The following is an 18,946-nucleotide window of genomic DNA, read 5'->3' on the forward strand; positions in this document are numbered from 1 at the left end:
TAGACGGTCAAAAAATTGAAGTGAAAAATACTTCTGCTACACCAGGGGATTTTCAAGAAGAAACGCAAATATGGAATATTGAAGTAACAAGCGAGCAAACCGATACTGAAGGGAAAAAGCAAAAGGTTATCACTCCCTATTCTGTCTTACTTAAAGCCAATGGCGACACTTGGAATGTGGACGGGGTGAGGATCGATGAGTGAACAGGCTGCTGTTGAATCAATTGGCAAGGAAGAAGTTAACCAAGGATCTAAGTGGTGGAAATGGTTGATTGGGGGCAGTTTGTTAGCTTCTTCGCCTTTGCTGGTTATGCTTCTTCTGTTATTCGGGTTTATGTTCATGTTTCTCATGATCTTTGGAACGATGACGGAAGAAGGTGAAACAAAGATCATTGGAGGGGAGATTTCGCAAATTGGAGAAAATGAAATCCCTGCTGAATACCTTCCCGTTTATAAAGCTGCTGAAGAAAAATACGGGGTTCCGTGGAATCTGCTTGCGGCTCATCACCGGGTAGAAACCAGGTTTTCAACATTAGAAACTATGGTGTCCTCGGTCGGGGCAATCGGACATTTGCAATTCATGGTTTTAACTTGGATTGGTTGGTCATATCCAGGTGGGGATCGGCTAGGAAATGCAGATAGAATTGATTTTGCGTGTAGTATTGGCCAATCGGTCCCAGCTTCAAAAGACGGTAAGGTGGTTTATGCCGGTTGGCAAAACCCGAATAATCATAAAGAAGGATACGGACTTTATGTGTGGGTGGATCATGGAAATGGTTCTAAAACGACATACGCCCATTTATCCGGTTTAAGTGTAAGTCTGGGTTGTGGAAATGGGTGATGTAGTCGGGAAGTGTGGCAACTCGGGTTCGTCAACGGGTCCACATTTACATTTTGAGATTTTTCAAAATGGATCTCGGATTGATCCGTCACCATTTATCGGTTTATAACCCAGATAACTAAAAAACGGCTTCACAGAATCGATTTTGCGGGACTTTTTGGTCAAAGGTAAGGGTATGAGTCTTAAATGTTCTAAAAACAAAAATAAAGCCGTTTAAAAACGTTTTAAATCGATGTGGATAATTTCGCATCTTTAAAAATTTAAAGGAGGGTTTAATATGCCAGCTTTTTTCACACCAGTAACACCTATTCGATATGTATCTTTTAATTTTGAAGGATATATTGATTCATTAAAAGAGAAGTATTTGGGTGACTTATCTTTTTATAATGATTTAACGAAATATGCATCAAACGAAGCACGTTTAGAACAAAAGAAAGATAAATTTGAAATTAAGTTAGATCACTCACACGTTGTGGAACGAGCAAAAGAACGTAAAAATAAACAAACAAATGATACGCCTGTTAATAATAAGAAGTATATTCAAACGAACTTCAGTAGGTCTGTACATGAAGGAGGTGAAAGATGATGAAAAAACGAAACGTAATAATCGCATCCATTCTCATCTTTTCACTCGTAGTCGGTGTATATGCTTATCAATTCATGTTTCCGAAACAAGAATATGCGGTTAGTACATCAGATCCGCTTGCAACGAAAGTTGGAATGGATGTATTAAAAAACGGGGGAACAGCTGTTGATGCTGCTATTGCGATTTCGTATACGCTTGGAGTTGTTGAACCTTATGCCTCAGGAATTGGCGGAGGCGGAGGAATGTTAATCGATCGTGCCGATGCCTCTCCGACATTTATTGATTACCGAGAGGTAGCACCTAATGATGATAAAGGTGAAGAAGTAGGTGTACCAGGATTCGTCGCTGGTATGGATTATATTCATCACAAATATGGGACGTTGCCGATGAATGAGTTAATTGATCCTGCTATTGGATATGCAGAAAAAGGTTTTACGGTGGATCAAGATTTGCATGATCATCTCATATCGTATAGCGGCAACATTGATGAGCAAGAACTAAAAAGCTTTTATTCAAATGGAAAAGCGATTGATACTGGTGATACTTTAAAGCAGTCGGAGTTAGCAGACACGTTGCAAACCATCAAAGAAGAAGGACCAAATGCTTTTTATAAAGGTGAAATTGCAGATGAAATACAGGGTGAAACAGAAATTTCAGTACGTGATCTACGTGAGTATAAGCCTGTGGAACGAAAGCCTTTAATGACGACTTATAAAGGGCATGAAATCATCAGCGCACCTCCTCCGTTTTCAGGTGCAACATTAATTCAAATGTTGAAAATGGCCGACAAAGAAGATGTTTGGAGTTTAAAAGAGAAACACCCAAGCCTTTTCTATCATTATCTCAGTGAAATTTCGAAAGTGGCGTATCAAGATCGTTTGAAAAAGATGGCTGACCCATCATTTATTAAACAAGCATCTGATGACTGGGTGGATGATCACTACGTAAATTTATTAATTAAACAAATTAATGAAACCCAAGCTAACAAAACGAAAGTTAGTGACGTGGAAGAGCACGAAAGTACAACCCACTTCGTTGTCATAGATGGTGATGGAACGGTTGTCTCTACAACGAACACACTCAGTAACTTTTTCGGAAGCGGTAAATATGTAGATGGTTTCTTTTTAAATAATACGCTTAGTACGTTCGGTGAAGGAATTAATAAAATCGAAGAAGGAAAGCGCCCGAGAACGTTCACAGCGCCAACTATTATTCGAGAAGGTGACGAATGGATAATGGCCATCGGTACACCGGGTGGAAATCGAATTCCACAAGTGCTAATGCAAGTAATGGGGAACTATTTTGAAAATAACCAATCAATTAAGAAATCCATTGAAAGCAAACGAGTGATTTTCGAGTCGCATAAGTTTTATTCAGAAGCTGAATTGAATGAACAAACAAAAGATCAGCTAAAAACATATGGGTATGATTTGGAAACTAATGATAACCCAATGTTCTATGGAGGCGTTCAAGCGCTCGTCAAAGATTTAAAGAAAAATAGGATTAAAGGTGACGCAGACTTACGGCGTCACGGTTCATGGGAAAAAGATACTAAATAAAATAATGGAGGATTGAATAATGATCGTAAAACAAATCGTAGGAGTAATTGGCCCAATTGCAATTATAGCAGGAGTAGTTGCTGGACTTGGATTGCTATAACATCCAGCAACATTATCTCCGATTGGGGTACAGCCACATCGCCATCAAGCTAGCAATAACGAGTTACCCCAAAACGATAAAAACGAGTAAGATACACAAAATTTTCGTTCTGGGGGTATTATGATATCTTACCTTGATGGCTATGTGGTAGGACCCCTTTAAGTAAATAGGGACAAAACCGATTACGGCAGGGGCTTTACAAGCTCTTGGTTAAGATTGTTTTATTTGAAAGAGGACTCTAGTTTTACTAGGGTCCTTTTTATTATGGTTCAATTAAATTAAGTTTATTTTTAAAACACTAGTATGAGTAATTACTGTGTATATACCATAAATATCATAACCATCTGTATACTGTTTTTAAAATCCTTTTGAGGGGAATAATAAAAAAATGTTGAACTAACTAATTATATATTACATAATATATATGAGCATATATTCATATATGGAGAGGGTGTTTGGAATGGGACATAATCACGGACATTCCCATGGTCATAGTCACGGGTCGGGAAATAAAAAAGCATTATTTTTATCATTTATAATTATCACTAGTTTTATGGTTGTTGAAGTAATTGGTGGACTAGTCACTAACAGTTTGGCTTTACTGTCTGATGCAGGTCATATGCTTAGCGATGCAGCTGCATTAGGGCTTAGCTTAGTTGCCATCAAGTTAGGGGAAAGAAAAGCGTCAGCCACTAATACGTTCGGGTATAGACGGTTCGAAATCATTGCGGCATCTTTAAATGGAATTACGCTAATTGTTATTTCCCTTTACATTTTCTATGAGTCGTATCGAAGGTTGATGAACCCACCTGAAGTGCAAAGCAAGGGGATGCTATTAATCTCGGTATTAGGGTTAATCGTGAACATCATCGCTGCAGCTATCTTAATGAAAGGAGATAAGGACACAAACCTGAACGTACGGAGTGCATTTTTACATGTCCTAGGGGACATGCTGGGATCGGTGGGAGCAATTGTGGCCGCGGTGTTAATCATGTTTTTTGGATGGGGTATCGCTGATCCAATTGCCAGTATCATTGTGGCCTTTTTGATCATTATTAGCGGATGGAGGGTGACGAAGGATTCCTTCCATGTCCTGATGGAGGGGACCCCTTCACAAATAGACATACAAAAAGTAAAGGAAACGCTACAGGGCATCCCTCAAGTTGAAGATGTTCATGACCTTCATGTCTGGTCCATCACTTCTGAGATGCCAATGTTAAGCTGTCACATCGTGTTTAGTGGGGAAGGAAGCCATGATACGATACTCCATCAAGCGCAAAAGATCCTTCACGATGAATTTGGGTTTGATCACAGTACGCTCCAGGTGGAGAATGCAGACCAGGGATGCGCAAGTCCGCATAGTACATGTAACTATTGATGGTTAGCATGATCAATGGCCTGTTTCAAGAGACCCATTACATGTTCATCATCATGCGTGTAGAAAAGGGTGGTTCCTTCCCTACGAAATTTCACCAAACGCAAGTTCTTAAGAAAGCGAAGCTGGTGTGATACGGTCGATTGAAGCAAAGATAGTTTATCGGCAATGTCATTTACAGAGTATTCCCCGTGAAACAGTAAGTGTAGAATGCGTAAGCGGGTCGGGTCTGATAAAGCTTTAAAAGTTTGCGAAACGATAAATAATGTTTCTTCATCAAGGTTATCTGTCAAGTGATGATTATCATTTTGGTTCTCCAAGTGATCAACTCCCTATACTAATTATAACAAAAAATATGAACTAAAAATCATGGGCATTTTATGCCCATGATTTTTTTAATTGTTACCAATGACCTGGGCTAAATACTCTGCATCTTCACCGACTCCCGTCAAGAGGGCCGAACCGCGCTTGTGCTGCCAGGGTCTTCCTAAAAAATACAAGCCATCGACATTGGAAAGGCCTCTTTGTTGGATAGGGTTGCCACTTTCGTCCCATACGAAAGGAATGTTAATCCAACTGTAACTTGATTTGAATCCAGTTGCCCAAATAACGTTCTGGACATCCAGCTCCTCACTGCCCAAGAACCCCATTGAATGTCCTTCGCATTTAAAAGCTCGTGGCAAAATATTTATTTTACCGTCTCTTATCAATTCCTTAAGGTCATTACCGAAAATTGGGTCACCTGCGTTTCTAAGTTTTTGGCCTATTCTAGAGTCCCTTTTCGCCCTCAGTAGCCCGAGCCGGTCGAACCACCAAAATGTGCTTTTCCCTAAAATGGATAACGGTAGATGACGTGGTTTTTGACCTACCGAGAGATAAACTTTCCTCGTTGCAGCAAGTTCGACTGCAATTTGAGCCCCTGAATTACCTCCACCCACGACTACTGAAATACCTGGTTTTAGTTGAGAAGGTTCCCGATACCATGAAGAGTGTATTTGAAATACCATGGGTGAAAGATTCCTAGCAATTTCCGGAATGAAAGGTGTTTGAAATGGGCCTGTGGCGATAATGACTTGTCTTGCTTGAAATGTGCCTTTTGTCGTCGTCAGGAAAAAAGTGTCGTCCTGTTTATCCATAACCATCACTTCTGTTTCCATTTGGATCGGTAACTCAAAAGTTAGGGCATATTGTTCAAGGTAATCTGCTACCTCGTCTTTAGTTGGAAATCCTTGTGGATGCCCCTTTAGAGTTAATCCTGGCAGGGAACTAAGGTATCTTGGTGTAAATAAAGTCAGAGAATTATACCTTTTTCTCCAAGTATCCCCGATTCGGGTCCCTCCATCAATGATGATAAAAGTTTGCTCGGTCTTAGAGAGCTAATACCCCATGCAGAGCCCTGCCTGACCGGCCCCGACTATGATTGTATCTAAAATAATCAAGTTCATTCACCTCAATATTATAATATGAGCATATATTCATATTATATCTTAATGATGGTTCAGTGCAAAAGCAAAATAAAAGAGCTTAACCTCCAAATTATGAATATAATGTACCAAACATTTATTAATGGAGGTTGTTTATGTTAGATGGCCTGAAGATCAGCCTGTTTATAATGATGATGATTTTCCTTGGTACAGGCTTAGGAGGCCTTGCCACCAAATATATGGGTGGGGTTTTTAGGAATAATCATTCGCTGTTACATATGTTCTGTGGTGGATTATTAGTCGCGTTATTGGGATTAGAAATCTTTCCGGAAACGATTAGTGATTACAATTCCCTTGGCATACTTGCTGGAATGTCCTCAGGAATCTTCTTCATGATAATTATGGATCACGTTCTACATAACGTGAAAGGTTTACATATTGAGAAGCCCCAAATGTACATTTTCCTGTTCCTTGCACTCTTCATTCACAGCATACCTACAGGCTTGGCCTTAGGCATGAGTTTTCAGGACCCGCAATTCCAAAATCTATCCCTGTTCTCGGCCATTCTGATTCATCACTTTCCGGAAGGCATGGTCTTGATGGTTTCAGTCATGATTTCAAATGCCAACCCTAAAGTTTTTTGGGTGTTTAGCCTTTTGCTTTCCTTTGCAGTTGGTACCACTTCATATATTGGAATCACAATAAATACTGGGTCAATAAAGGTCCAAACCCTGCTTTTGGGAGCAGCTCTTGGTACCCTAAGTTATGTCACTCTCTATGAAATACTATGGAAGGGGGCTTCCGACCGTTTCACCCCATTGATGTTCGGAGCTGCTTTGGCTGGATTCCTAACCTTTCTATTCCTGCAAATCGCTGCCTTTAGCCATTGATAAATAGTTCTAGCCGTATTTAAAAGAAACGAATACTCCACACGGTGGGTTAAAGCTATAGACGGATTATGTGACTTGTCATTATAATGACAAATTTGTATTCAACAAAATAAATCCTGCCCCCCAAAAATACAGAGGGCAGGATTCTCTTATCTATAAAAGGACGTACACCTACTTTAAGGAATGCTTATATTTAAAGAACCCCCCTTGGTGATGATGATTTTTACAAGTGACCTAACGATTGCCATTCAATGATAGAAACACTGAAATGGCAATTAGTATTGCGAGGGAAAAGACACCAATCACCAACCAAAGTTTATTCTTTTCCTTTAGCAAGTGTAGCCCTGTTATAAAGCAAAGTAGCGCAAGTGCGACTACGATTATTCCTAAACCAATGTACACGGCCAGCCCCCATAACTGTACTCTATTTTTATTTCCCTTTGAAATGGCCTTATTTCATTTTACCTATTTTCAACCTAAGCCCAATAGAAGTGCTAGCTGAGCCACCGCAAATGTCACCAGGAAGGCAATCCCAGTAGGTATCATGAAGGACCAGAATGTCCATTTAACACTCTTTGTTTCCTTATATATATTAATCAGTGTTGTACCACAAGGATAATGAAGCAGGGAAAACAACATCATGTTCAATGCGGTAATCCACGTCCAACCATGGTCGAGAAATATTTGCTTTAAATCTTCGATACCATCGACATCCATTAACGATCCCGTCGATAGATACCCCATTAACAGGATAGGCAATACAATTTCGTTTGCCGGCAGACCAATTAGAAAAGCCATTAGTATATACCCATCCAGTCCGACTAACTGTCCCAGCGGGTCCAGGAAGTTAACGATGTATAAAAGAATGCTAGTATCCCCAATCTGTATATTTGCTAGAACCCAGGTTAGAATTCCAGCCGGGGCTGCCACTTTTATGGCACGATAGAGAACGGAGAGTGATTTGTTTAAAGATGACCTCACAATTGTATCGAAAAATTTAGGTTTCCTATAAGGTGGGAGCTCTAGAGTGTAATGTGTGGGAACCCCCTTAAGAGCCGTCTTAGAAAGTATCCACGATACAAGGAATGTGGTCATGATGCCGAATATCACAATTCCAACGATCACTGAAGTTGTCACGATTGATTTCACCCCCCCAGTGAAACCCGAGGCCATAAAGAGGGAAGATAGAATGATTAATGTACCCCAACGTCCATTACAAGGGACAAAATTATTGGTTAAGATGGCTAACATACGTTCCCTTGGAGATTCAATAATCCTGGAGGACATGACGGCTGCTGCATTGCAACCAAATCCCATCGCCATGGTGAGCGATTGTTTCCCGTGGGCGCCTACAGTTTTGAATAATCGGTCCATATTGAAGGCGACTCGTGGAAGATATCCATAATTCTCAAGCAAGGCAAAGACAGGGAAGAAAATAGCCATAGGTGGAAGCATGACACTGATCACCCAGCTCGTTCCGCGATATAACCCAAGCACAAGAACCCCATGCAGCCAATCAGGTGCGCCGATATTAATAAAGAAGACAGTCAAATAACCTTCAACCCATCCGAAAAAGTCGGCCAACATTGAAGATGGAATGTTAGCCCCGGCGATGGTTAAGTAGAATACCGCGCCCAACATAATCAACATGATGGGAAAGCCGAAAATTGGAGAGGTAAAAATAGCATCCAATTTTTCCGTTCTCTCGTTATGTTTGGCTTTTGAGAAAGTGACTCCTGCTTTGATTAATTGATTACTTTGTTTGTAGAGCTGTTCGACTATTCGATCTCGGATATGTGGAGAGGAAAGGCTGTCTGCCTGTTGAAATAGTTCATCCATATTAAGCTGTTCCTTCGATGTTTTTATCTCCATATTTACCTCCCTCTTTTATGGCATTTCTCTTTTCCACTTGCCTTAACAAGTCCTTATCCCCATCCAAGAGACGTAAGGTAAGCCATCTTGTAGGAAGGTCATCGCCGAATATCTTTCGTACCATTGGTTCAAGAGTTTTTATCCTTTGTTCAATTTCATCATCATAGGGCATGTGGAAAGGGGTGCACTGAATATCCCCTATTAATAAACGGTCAATGGTATCAAGCAACAGGGGTATCCCGTCTTTGTTTCTTGCAGAAATTTTAATGACGGGAACGCCTAATCGTCTCATTAAAGCCATTTCATTTACACGGATACCTAATTTCTCCGCCTCATCCATTAAATTTATACAGATGATGGTCCGTTCGGTCATTTCCAAAACCTGCAAAGCCAAATTCAAATTCCTTTCCATTGCTGTCGCATCGAGAATCACAATAGTGACATCGGGTTTTTCAAACACGATGTAGTTCCTGGCGATTTCCTCGTCCAACGAATTTGAATATAGGGAGTAGGTGCCGGGAAGATCAATAATTTCATATTGCTTTTCCTTGAAAGAAAAGGTTCCGGCTTTCATATCGACAGTCTTTCCAGACCAATTCCCGGTATGCTGCCTCAAACCTGTAAGAAGGTTAAATAAGGTGCTTTTGCCTGTATTGGGATTTCCTGCAAGGGCTATTCGAAACGTATCACTCATATTGAACCAGCTCTCCTTCAATCTTTTGACTCTCCTCTTTCCTTAAAGCGATGCAAGTTTGGCTTACACGGAAGGCGATAGGATCGCCCAAGGGACTTTTACGAAGCACTTCGACAACGGCTCCAGGAACAAATCCTAAATCAAGTAGCCTTCGCCGCATGACACCAACGATACCTAAATGATTGATGCGGATAAAGTCTCCCTTGTTTCCATCATATAATGACATCTTTTTAGACAACCCCATCAATATTTCACCTCTTCATTTTTTTTTACCATACGCAACTTTTATTATATATTATGGGATATTTTCTTCTATTGTCAAAGAAAATAAAAATTTTATTAGAATTTTTTAAAATTTAAAGACATTTAAGCATATTTTTATATATTGGCTTTTCATTCTTTATTGAGGTTTTAACGTGTAATTATTTCTGGGAATTGGGATATTCTTAACGTTCTAAATCCGCATTTTCATGATAAACATCTGTTATTATGTTAGCCTTATCCGACTAAAGTACTCTTAATCAAATGGTACTGTATGGAAATAAAATACTTGATATTCTATCATTGCAAATAAATAAAAGGTTAGTACAAGTGGGAATAAATGATTTAAACCTAGTAAAGAATCTGTTTTTCATTTTGAAAAACTAGATTTTTTATAGATCACGACAACAACAATATAAACCGTTTTAATCAACTAGTTGAAAATGCTGGTGAAAATAAGGAGGTCATTGATTTTGAAAAAGTCATTCTATATTTTATTCTTTCTACTGTTCGCTTTCTCTACTTCAGTTTCAGCACATACCGGGTTAGAGAAGTCTTCTCCATCAAATGGAGACACGATAAAAGAGGAAATTCAGGATATCACGATGGAATTTGAAACGGGATTGGAGACTGGCAGTTCCTTCACTTTACTTTTAGATGGTGAAAAGGAAATCCCGGTTTCAAACATTAAAGTGGATGGAAATAAATTGACGGGTGCGTCTAATGAGCCGTTAGAAAACGGAAAGTATACAGTGAAATGGAATATCATCGGGGAAGACGGACACATCATCGATGGGGAATATGGTTTTACTGTGGCGAAAGCGAATGCAAATAAGGAGAGTACCGAGTCACCAACAAAATCGGATGAAGATAAACCTCAAACAATCGAAAAACCAGAAAAGGCATCAGAACAAGCACCAGCTGCAAGTGATGTGCAAGAAGAATCTCAATCGAATGCTAACTTCATGCCGATACTAATAGGAATTTTACTTGTTGTGGCGATTTTCGTGACTGTCTGGTTGATGAGAAAAGGAAAAAAATGATTTACGCGTTATATCTAACTGAAACATTATTATATTTATGTTTTTCTTTATTGATGGGAACGTTTATCATGCAATTGATTCCATCAACCAAAAAGCCATCGATTCATATTCATAAACGATGGCTCCAATTTTCCAAAGTAGGTATTCTACTGTACTCTTTAATGCCAGTACTTTATTTAATCTTTATGCTATTTAATGACACGGGTATTTCTTTAAGCGTTCAAGATGTATTTTAAGCTTTAAAGTTGGGAAGGGGTGGATCATCACCTTCATTATTTCGGTTTTCTTTTATCTGTTCGTGTCCTTCTTTCCTGTGTTAAAAAATAAGAGGTATTCGGTTATTTCCATTTTATTTTTCGTTTTTATTATTTTTACAATTGGTTGGGCCAGCCACCCTGCTTCTCTAAATGAGTGGACAGGTTTTATTTATCATTCGATTCACTATACAGCGGTAAGTGTATGGGTGGGAACACTGTTAATTGTCAGCTGGTTTTCAAAAAATCAGGAGAATTGGTTAGCGTTCTTAAAATGGTTCACACCAACAGCCATCTTTTGTCTTGGTCTGACGATCCTATCGGGATTTCTTATTATGTCAATCATCTTGGATGCCAAGGATTATGCAAATTCATGGATGCTGAACTATGGACAGGCCTTATTAATTAAGCATGTAATCGTACTTCCTATATTGATATTTACTTTTATAAATGGTTTTTGGATAAAAAAGCACCTGTATAACGGGTCAACCTTTAACCTTAAGCCATGGACGAAGGCAGAGAGTATTCTGTTATTTTTTATTTTTACAGTTACGGCCGTTCTCGGGCAGCAAGAGCCACCAAAAGAGATTGAAACGACGATGAAAGATAGTGGGACTCTGTTTCAATATATCTATGGTGGAACAGTACCACCATCATTGCCAGTTCAACTAGAGCTTAATTTCATTCACCAATTCTCTGTTGGTTTATCGGCTGTTTTCTTAATCCTTGTTTTATTGTCTTTTATCAAAAAAGCCCCCGTTATTTCATTATTGTTAAGCTTATTTCTTGTTATTTCCATATACTTGAAGCTTATGTTCAGTATTCAATAAAGAATTATCTCATTGTCAAAAGTGCCTCATGAACAACTATATTAGCGTAAACAAAAAGAATCCATTTTGAAATTAGATTGATCAAAATTGATTCTTTTCTTTATGTATCTGTATCGTGCAGTGGATTTTTAAGGAAACACGAATGAATTTATTTCAGTAAAACAAGAGACAAAACAAAATGGCTGCAAACCACTTCTTCAAGAAAGCTTTGCGGTCTTTCATGCTTATAAGCCTCGTATAAGGACGGTCGATAAGAATCTCGTTTACCCTATAGCCAATGATGAGTTGAAAAAAGTGAAAAATATTCCTGATGCAAGATCTTAACTTTAAAATATGAGAGTCCGTTCTATACTAGGATTAAAAAGTTTCGAACAGTCAAACAGATCACCTATGAAGTGGAGGTGCATATGCTGAAAAAGCTCTCTCCTTTTACCACATCCAAACGAACAACTGGATTTTCGGGGAAAGTAACCAGCAGAGAGTGTTATAAAGAACTGTCTTAGCCGATCGGGCCAATGGGTATTGGAAAAAGCATGTATCTTGCCATATTGCATGAAAGATGATCCATAGTCAAGATACTATTAGAATCTCGGATTGGACTCGAATCAATACTTTTATCGTGTTTTAATATTATTTTAAGAAAACAAAATTATTAACTAATTTTTATACTGGTCAATTTATAGAAAGGTTACGAGGACAAGTGTTTTTTAATAAAGGACATAAAAGTATTCCTTCTTATATTGATTTATATAGGTTTTTTTATAATCAGCAAAAAAAATAAAAAAGAAAACCTTGTTTTTATATAAAAAAATCAATAGGTTGAATATTCTGATTCTTTTTATTGCACGATAGCAAAATGTATGATTCAATAATATTAGACGCTGTTTCCAGTAGGTATAGATAATTAATTGGAGTGAGAGGAAATGAATCAAATTACTTCTTGGGGGTATTTTATGAAACACTATACGGTTAAAGAAGGTGCCATTTTATTGAGTAAGAGTGAGGAAACTATTCGTAGGTGGTTACGTAAAGGCGATGTTTTTCCAAATGCCCAATACAATTCAGATAAAGAAGGATGGAAAATACCAGCGACGGATATCTTTCTATTATCAAAACCATCGATTAATGAACAACCTAAAACAAATAACCAGACACTAACAGTATCACAGGTCGCTTCTAGACTAGGCAAAAGCGAGGAAACCATCAAACGTTGGTCAGATCTGGTGAACAATTCCCTAACGCTTTTAAGGACAGCGATGTACAGGGATGGCATATCCCTGAAAATGACTTAACTTACAATAAATTTAAACGAGCACATCCGGTGCAATCTCCTGTTAAATCCCAATCTCCTTCAGTGCCATACACCAATGTTATCCATCAAGAAATAAATCAGAACAGAGACCTAGTAACTCTTGCATATAAAGCAGTGACATTAACATCACCTACAGAAGACATGGTTGCATTGTTATCTCAAGTGGGTATTCAGAGATGTATGGAAGTACTTCTGATATTGCAGCAATCACGTTTAAAGGTAAGAAACGTTGAAGGTTTTATAAAGAAAGCAATTAGAGACAATTGGAGTACTGATACAGTTCCTATAAAGATACCAAGGAGTCAGAGTAAAAAGTTGTATGAACTTACGCAAGATGAGTATTCACAAATAGTGAACAATAAAGAAAATCCTGCCCAAGATCATGTTCCTTTCTACAATTGGTTGGAAGAGGATTGAAAAAAATTACCTCTCGATATCTAAAATTTCATATAAAATCCTCTTCCAAACTAAACGATTTACAACAGTGTTAGGCAGACAGAAAAAAATTGCATTTGAATCCCAAATCAAATGATAAAACGCAAATGTACCAACTTGCCCCAGTATCATAGATCACAATCTGGCACTAAGCTTCGGAAGGTTGCCCAAGACTTACTGGAAGTCTACTAAGTGAAAATCCATAAAAAGGTTGAACAAGCGATTGGACAAATCATTTCTGTTCGTTGGAATCCTGTCAATATTATAGCGAACAGCCAGTCCATTGATATTGAGAGTCTACATAGAAAAGAAAACACCGGGGAGAACTTGAACACATGAAGCTGTTATAGGAGGAGAATGAAAAAAATGAATATTTTATTTGAAGAATTAATTGATATTAATTTAATCGGGAAAGCGACTACAAAAAAGCCCAATTTAAAAAACTTAAATTCTAATCCAACAATTAATAAAGACGTGGCTGTAATTGGTATTGATTTTCAAAATGACTTCTTGGAAGAAGGAAATCTGGCTGTTGCTAATTCTTATCAAGACGTTAGAAACTTTGCTAAGTTCATTTATGAAAATGTGGATGCTATAGATGATATTTTTATGAGCTTAGATATTCATCAGCCTAAACAAATTTTTCATCCTGCTTGGTGGGTAAATGATAAAGGACAGTATCCTGAGCCTTTTACGGTTATTACTTATCAAGATGTATTGGAAGGTAAGTGGGCACCTATTTACCAAAAGCAAGAAAGTATAGAGTACCTTCGTGGACTAGAGGCAACTAAAAATAAGTCCTTGATAATTTGGAGTTTCCATTGCCTACAAGGTACATTTGGTGCTGCGATTGAAACGCAATTATCTAACTTATTATTTGCTTATTCTTTGTATAAAGAGAAGGATGTACATTACGTGACAAAAGGGTTAAATCCTATCTCTGAAATGTATGGAATAATAAAACCTGAGTATTCAAAAACGGATTTAACAGACAAAAATCTTTTAAATCAATTGCAGAATTATAAAACGATAGTTATTGGTGGAGAGGCTAAGTCTCACTGTGTACTTGAGACAGTCAAACAGATTGTAGAAGAGTTTGAAATGATGAATCACAAAGATTACTTAATTTATGTGTTAGAAGATTGTACATCTTCCATCACAGGTTTTGAAGAAGCCACAGATGATGAATATAAAAAATTAGCTTCAAAATACCCAATTAAACTAACTACAATTAAAGAACTTAAATTTTAATTGATAATGGAAGAGGGAGTTCCCTCTTCGGTCAGATACATACATTTTTAAACGTCGGAGGTTGATTATAATGAGAAAAATTTATCATGATGATAGCTTAGCTTTGCACACAGGTGCTTGTGATATTGATAATTTGAGAGATGTAAATGTAAATGGCTAAAAGTAGTAAATTTGACTACAACCACTTGAGACATATTGATAATACATTGGATAGAACTGAAAGATTAAGAGCCTTCGCCCAGATTTATTCTTCTGCAAAGATAAATGGTCTACATTATGTGAATTTTGATGGCAAGGAAAATATAATTCAAATTTACACTCCTTCTCATAAACTGCATTACTTTAGTACTTGTTTTTTATTAAAACAAAAGTACAATGACACACCTATAAATACTGTTTCAAGACAAGCGCATCAACTGAGAAGATTTTTGGACTTTATTGAGCTTTGGAATATTGATTTGTTAGAAGTCGATATCTTTACAGTTGTTGTATCCTTTGTTAGTTACTTACGTTTATTAAAGAGTTTAAGAGCCACTCCTAACCGGGCAATTGAATGGTCATTACTAAAACATGTGCCTATGCATGAAAGAGCAAAGCATTTCGGTAAAGTGTCCTCTATTGGCTTAAATTTCGAAGGAATAATGGTTCAAGACAGATTTGAAGATTTTACCCATAATACTATAAGCGGCTTTGTCGAAATGGCATGTAAGTATCTAGGCTTTTTAAAAAAAGAAACCCACGAATTCGAGGATATAGACCTTACGTCTATTCCGGTAAAGCAAAGAGCATTCACAACTACCACATCAGGTCCAACAGGGAGAAAAACGTATGTAATAGCATCCGATGTACACGCCATACTGAGGGAAGCTAATTTTAGAATTCCAAACGCTTCAGCAGGGCACATCCAGCCGTTATCGGAAGAAGTGATGACTGAAGAAGATGTAAACAATTTCATGTCATTGATTCCTCCAGGCGATATCCAAACAAGACTTTTGTTTTACATCTTGAAGTCCTTCGGACTTAGAAGGTCTGAGGCTCGAAACCTTCTTTTTGTTTCTGAAAACGTACCTAAGGACTTTTACCTTTGGGATATTAACAGGGCACAGGTATGGTTAAAGAGCGAGATGCATGGTGATTTATCGTATGATAACAGGCTAAAAGCATGGGTTTGTTGTGTAGTGAAAAGAGAGGTTGCCAATTTTCAATCACAAAATAAAACTGTCAGAACACGACTAATTCCTAACTTCTTCTCGCAGCAGGATCTCACAAACTTATTACTTGAGCATATCAAGGAAAGACAGTTGTTAATGGAAGAGATAGGGCTAGAACATGATTACTTATTTTACTCAAATTCAAATAATTCAAAGGGAGAGGCAATTACCGGTGGTACGATTTATTCTAAGTACCGAAGAGTTATTTCCGGTTCTGAAAAAGAAAATTTTTACCTCAACTTTTCCCCGCATTCCTTCCGACATTTTTTTGCAACTAGCTTAATCCGCATTAAACGCAAACCAATTTTCGATGTTTCTAGGTGGTTAGGTCATAGAGATGAAAAAACAACTAGAACAATTTATCTTCATTACCTGCCGGGACGCGATAATTTGCCTACAGACGATAAAGTAGGAGATATGGCTGCTACTTTCAAAAATGGTGGAAAGGTATGAATTTGATGAAAACAGAGTGGCTTGAGATTGAAGAATTGTCTATAGTAAACCAATACGGTGAGACGAGAAAGAAATCTTTAAGAGGTATATTGGGAAGATTGAAAGCTGAATATTCCACAGGGGAGATTTGGCTGAAAACTCCTTTAGAAGAAAAGGAACATATTATCAGATGGGGCAACAAAAAGGACTCAAGATATATTTTATCTTGGGCAATGGAAAGTGGTATAATGCAACATCCTGAATATAGAAAAGCAATTATAGATTACTTTAGTAAGTTTTATAATGCTGTGGGAGGATTATGTAAGGAGTTAGCCGAGCATTACCAGTTTGTCACTGAAGAGGAAGCTGAAGCACTAAAAAAGTTGAGAAGGGACTCCGAGAAAGAGCCTTTTGTTAGTAGTTTTTATAAGTTGTGCGTTACTTTTGGAAAGAAGTTGAAGGATATTACGGAAAAAGATGTACTAGAGAGCTGTGTAGACTGGTCATTAAACTCGATCGTTACCTCAAGAAATATCATACAAAAAGCAAGGTTCGCTCTTGGTTATACAACGAAGAAGCAAATTGTTTATAAAAATAATAAAAAAATATTTCCGGTTGAAAAACTGGCCAATGAACACCCACATCTTGAAACTCCTATCCGAGATTATCACAAATACTTGATAGCCGGGGGATACTTAAAAACAACTATAAATAAGAAAATTAGTACCTTATCAAATTTTCTATCATTTCTAAAAGAACAAAGCGATACTGTACAGTTATCAAACTTCCGAAGAACAGAGTTCTGGGCTTACTATTCTTGGTTAGATCTGAAGTTTGGCACATCTTATACTTATGCACATATTATTAATGCTAAATTGTTTATTGAATGGGGGTTAAATGAGTACCCTGATTTTCCAAAGGCTATAGACTACCCTGAAGGGCTTTCGTCAAAAATAAATCGTGCTTTAGAAGCAGAGCAAGAAAATAGCGATGGTCGTGCTTTTCCTATAGAAGGATTAGCTCAAAGAATAATTCAGGAAAGTTATGCGTATGATCCTAAAACTGAAAGGGAAACGTTATGTAGGGACTTCTGGCTGATTGTCGGGTCTTGTCCTGTTCGATTTGATTTTGTTCATAACCTTGAGTTAGATTGCCTTAAGCCCATGTTAAACAGTGATAGTTTTCTAGGGTTAACATCCACATACAGGGATAAAGCTGGCAATGTTAATGCACAGTTCCCTCTGTTTGATGGCATTGGAATTGAAGCGATACAACGCCTTCAGAAACGATCCCATGAAAAAGGATTTGGAGCAATTACTAATCCTAAAAACAAGCAGAAGTATGTTCACCTTTTCCATGAAGATAAGGTCAATGGTCTTCTACCAAGTACTGCTATTAGGCTTTTTTTAAAAGATAGAATTCTCCCTCGGATAAAAGAGATTGAAGATTATATGATTAAAAATGATGGTGATATGTTTGAGATAGGCGCCCACGGATTTAGACATTTTATTGCTACCGTAGTACAAGCCAAAACAAGAAATATAAAGGCGACCCAGTTTGTACTCGGTCATCATGACGAAAAAATGTCTATGCGTTACCTTAGAAGTAAAATCTCGCGTAACACTCTTCTATACTCCATAGTTGATGGTTATGAAAAGCAGGAGATTTCAGGGAAATTCTATCTGAAAATCATTGAAATGTGGAATGATGAATCCATTGAAGATAGTAAGTTGTTTGATGTTTTCATGTCAGACATGAATTTAACTACTTTCCTAAAACAATATGGTCGTAAAAGGGATATGGGTTGGTGTATGTCTGAAGATAACTGTGAAACTTACTATCGATGCTGGGGCTGTAACTTCTTTGTTCTGAGAAGAGATGAAATAGAGGAAGCGATTGAACTGCTAGCAACTCTTTTTCGGGAACACAGAAATCTAGTACAGAACAGTAAGGATTATACAGACAATAACCCTATCGCAGCATCTTCTATAATGACACAGGCCCTAATTCAAAAAAGGCTTACTGACTTGCGTTTGAGTCCAGAGACGATATGGGAAATGGTCAGATTGAAATTGTTAGGTAAAGATATTAAGGAGGCATTATCAAATGGGTATTTCTCTCTCGCTTCAAAAGAGTGATGATGTCATATTAAAAGGAATTCCTATAAAAATGTATGAACAAGTTCATTTATCAGTCGAAGAGTGGAGTGGGCTTGCTCCAATCGGACAAAAAAATAGGAGGACGATGTTTAAAGTCCCGTTTCATGAGTGTGTTCAAACTGACGTTACGAAATTTCTCGGAAGAGGAAAGAGCTTTAATGAAATTTTAATGAAAAACTATTTGTTAGCTCTAGCTTTTATACAAAGATGTCGATTACCTTTAGAATACACAATGAATGTTTTGACCCATTATCAATTACCCTTAGAGGATATGCCTAATTTCATAATCCTTTCGGACTTGTTTAACAATCATTATAAAACATGGAATCCTCTGAACGGAAATGACACAGTAAGAATGGCTAAAGACAAAAAATCAATACAAACTCTCGCTTTGAAATGATGGTTTTCAGGATACGGG

At 37.6% G+C, this 18,946-nt stretch carries 21 protein-coding genes and 2 pseudogenes; 17 read left to right on the top strand and 6 right to left on the bottom strand.

Features of this window, described 5'->3' with window-relative positions; genetic code table 11:
- Nucleotides 1–20: 20 nt before the first annotated feature.
- The 6 genes from ACFX4X_RS10755 to ACFX4X_RS10780 all read left to right on the top strand — a co-directional run bounded on the left by ACFX4X_RS10755 (nucleotide 21) and on the right by ACFX4X_RS10780 (nucleotide 4,463).
- On the top strand, nucleotides 21–203 hold the full coding sequence (locus tag ACFX4X_RS10755; protein ID WP_061466433.1) for a hypothetical protein: 183 nt from the start codon (nucleotides 21–23) through the stop codon (nucleotides 201–203).
- Complete coding sequence (locus ACFX4X_RS10760; RefSeq protein WP_377383346.1) at nucleotides 196–840, top strand: M23 family metallopeptidase; 645 nt, start codon at nucleotides 196–198, stop codon at nucleotides 838–840. The genes ACFX4X_RS10755 and ACFX4X_RS10760 overlap by 8 nt, the downstream gene beginning before the upstream one ends.
- Complete coding sequence (locus tag ACFX4X_RS10765; protein ID WP_081109057.1) at nucleotides 833–949, top strand: M23 family metallopeptidase; 117 nt, start codon at nucleotides 833–835, stop codon at nucleotides 947–949. The genes ACFX4X_RS10760 and ACFX4X_RS10765 overlap by 8 nt, the downstream gene beginning before the upstream one ends.
- Before the next feature lie 168 nt (nucleotides 950–1,117).
- Entirely contained in the window at nucleotides 1,118–1,426 is a 309-nt protein-coding gene (locus tag ACFX4X_RS10770; protein ID WP_125161340.1) for a hypothetical protein, read from the top strand.
- Nucleotides 1,426–2,985, top strand: a complete 1,560-nt coding sequence (locus tag ACFX4X_RS10775; RefSeq protein ID WP_251437127.1) for a gamma-glutamyltransferase family protein — start codon at nucleotides 1,426–1,428, stop codon at nucleotides 2,983–2,985. The genes ACFX4X_RS10770 and ACFX4X_RS10775 overlap by 1 nt, the downstream gene beginning before the upstream one ends.
- Before the next feature lie 560 nt (nucleotides 2,986–3,545).
- Nucleotides 3,546–4,463: a cation diffusion facilitator family transporter gene (locus ACFX4X_RS10780; protein WP_377383349.1), complete on the top strand. Its 918-nt coding sequence runs from the start codon at nucleotides 3,546–3,548 to the stop codon at nucleotides 4,461–4,463.
- On the opposite strand, the gene ACFX4X_RS10785 is transcribed toward ACFX4X_RS10780, so the two are convergent.
- Together ACFX4X_RS10785 and ACFX4X_RS10790 are read right to left on the bottom strand one after the other, a co-directional pair.
- The gene (locus ACFX4X_RS10785; protein WP_377383351.1) at nucleotides 4,457–4,780 is read right to left on the bottom strand and encodes an ArsR/SmtB family transcription factor; all 324 of its coding nucleotides are present in this window, start codon (nucleotides 4,778–4,780) and stop codon (nucleotides 4,457–4,459) included. The two genes, ACFX4X_RS10780 and ACFX4X_RS10785, sit on opposite strands and share 7 nt — an antisense overlap.
- 75 nt (nucleotides 4,781–4,855) lie before the next feature.
- Nucleotides 4,856–5,905 (bottom strand): annotated as a pseudogene (locus tag ACFX4X_RS10790) (flavin-containing monooxygenase).
- 134 nt (nucleotides 5,906–6,039) lie between these two features.
- Between ACFX4X_RS10790 and ACFX4X_RS10795 the strand changes: the two are divergent.
- The gene (locus tag ACFX4X_RS10795) at nucleotides 6,040–6,774 is read left to right on the top strand and encodes a ZIP family metal transporter (protein WP_377383353.1); all 735 of its coding nucleotides are present in this window, start codon (nucleotides 6,040–6,042) and stop codon (nucleotides 6,772–6,774) included.
- A 234-nt stretch (nucleotides 6,775–7,008) separates the two neighbouring features.
- Here the strand turns inward: ACFX4X_RS10795 and ACFX4X_RS10800 are convergent, their stop codons facing one another.
- The 4 genes from ACFX4X_RS10800 to ACFX4X_RS10815 all read right to left on the bottom strand — a co-directional run bounded on the left by ACFX4X_RS10800 (nucleotide 7,009) and on the right by ACFX4X_RS10815 (nucleotide 9,584).
- On the bottom strand, nucleotides 7,009–7,176 hold the full coding sequence (locus tag ACFX4X_RS10800) for a hypothetical protein (RefSeq protein WP_377383355.1): 168 nt from the start codon (nucleotides 7,174–7,176) through the stop codon (nucleotides 7,009–7,011).
- 69 nt (nucleotides 7,177–7,245) lie between these two features.
- On the bottom strand, nucleotides 7,246–8,646 hold the full coding sequence (locus ACFX4X_RS10805) for a nucleoside recognition domain-containing protein (protein WP_377383357.1): 1,401 nt from the start codon (nucleotides 8,644–8,646) through the stop codon (nucleotides 7,246–7,248).
- On the bottom strand, nucleotides 8,615–9,340 hold the full coding sequence (locus ACFX4X_RS10810) for a FeoB small GTPase domain-containing protein (protein ID WP_377383359.1): 726 nt from the start codon (nucleotides 9,338–9,340) through the stop codon (nucleotides 8,615–8,617). Before ACFX4X_RS10810 ends, ACFX4X_RS10805 begins: the two co-directional genes overlap by 32 nt.
- Nucleotides 9,333–9,584 (bottom strand): FeoA family protein, encoded by a 252-nt coding sequence (locus ACFX4X_RS10815; RefSeq protein WP_377383361.1) that lies wholly within the window; start codon nucleotides 9,582–9,584, stop codon nucleotides 9,333–9,335. The genes ACFX4X_RS10810 and ACFX4X_RS10815 overlap by 8 nt, the downstream gene beginning before the upstream one ends.
- A gap of 490 nt (nucleotides 9,585–10,074) precedes the next feature.
- On the opposite strand from ACFX4X_RS10815, the gene ACFX4X_RS10820 reads away from it, so the two are divergent.
- The 10 genes and pseudogenes from ACFX4X_RS10820 (at nucleotide 10,075) to ACFX4X_RS10865 (ending at nucleotide 18,928) form a co-directional block, all read left to right on the top strand.
- Nucleotides 10,075–10,644, top strand: coding sequence for a copper resistance CopC family protein (locus tag ACFX4X_RS10820; RefSeq protein ID WP_377383363.1), 570 nt, complete (start codon nucleotides 10,075–10,077; stop codon nucleotides 10,642–10,644).
- 313 nt (nucleotides 10,645–10,957) lie between these two features.
- On the top strand, nucleotides 10,958–11,728 hold the full coding sequence (locus tag ACFX4X_RS10825) for a copper resistance D family protein (RefSeq protein ID WP_377383365.1): 771 nt from the start codon (nucleotides 10,958–10,960) through the stop codon (nucleotides 11,726–11,728).
- 172 nt (nucleotides 11,729–11,900) lie between these two features.
- Nucleotides 11,901–12,037: pseudogene (locus ACFX4X_RS10830) on the top strand (IS6 family transposase); the annotation flags it as partial.
- Nucleotides 12,038–12,681: 644 nt separating this feature from the next.
- Nucleotides 12,682–13,020 carry a hypothetical protein gene (locus tag ACFX4X_RS10835; RefSeq protein ID WP_377383367.1) on the top strand — a complete coding sequence of 113 codons (339 nt, stop codon included), beginning with the start codon at nucleotides 12,682–12,684 and terminating at the stop codon, nucleotides 13,018–13,020.
- Entirely contained in the window at nucleotides 12,939–13,457 is a 519-nt protein-coding gene (locus ACFX4X_RS10840; protein ID WP_377383369.1) for a DNA-binding protein, read from the top strand. The genes ACFX4X_RS10835 and ACFX4X_RS10840 overlap by 82 nt, the downstream gene beginning before the upstream one ends.
- A gap of 210 nt (nucleotides 13,458–13,667) precedes the next feature.
- Complete coding sequence (locus ACFX4X_RS10845; protein ID WP_377383371.1) at nucleotides 13,668–13,814, top strand: hypothetical protein; 147 nt, start codon at nucleotides 13,668–13,670, stop codon at nucleotides 13,812–13,814.
- 27 nt (nucleotides 13,815–13,841) lie between these two features.
- On the top strand, nucleotides 13,842–14,726 hold the full coding sequence (locus ACFX4X_RS10850) for a cysteine hydrolase family protein (protein ID WP_377383373.1): 885 nt from the start codon (nucleotides 13,842–13,844) through the stop codon (nucleotides 14,724–14,726).
- A 152-nt stretch (nucleotides 14,727–14,878) separates the two neighbouring features.
- Entirely contained in the window at nucleotides 14,879–16,390 is a 1,512-nt protein-coding gene (locus ACFX4X_RS10855; protein WP_377383375.1) for a tyrosine-type recombinase/integrase, read from the top strand.
- Nucleotides 16,387–18,507 carry a site-specific integrase gene (locus ACFX4X_RS10860; RefSeq protein ID WP_377383376.1) on the top strand — a complete coding sequence of 707 codons (2,121 nt, stop codon included), beginning with the start codon at nucleotides 16,387–16,389 and terminating at the stop codon, nucleotides 18,505–18,507. Before ACFX4X_RS10855 ends, ACFX4X_RS10860 begins: the two co-directional genes overlap by 4 nt.
- Entirely contained in the window at nucleotides 18,476–18,928 is a 453-nt protein-coding gene (locus ACFX4X_RS10865) for a hypothetical protein (RefSeq protein WP_377383377.1), read from the top strand. Before ACFX4X_RS10860 ends, ACFX4X_RS10865 begins: the two co-directional genes overlap by 32 nt.
- The last annotated feature ends 18 nt before the right edge of the window (nucleotides 18,929–18,946 follow it).

The organism is Peribacillus sp. YIM B13481 (assembly GCF_042787985.1).
In the GTDB taxonomy this organism is placed as follows: domain Bacteria; phylum Bacillota; class Bacilli; order Bacillales; family DSM-1321; genus Peribacillus; species Peribacillus simplex_A.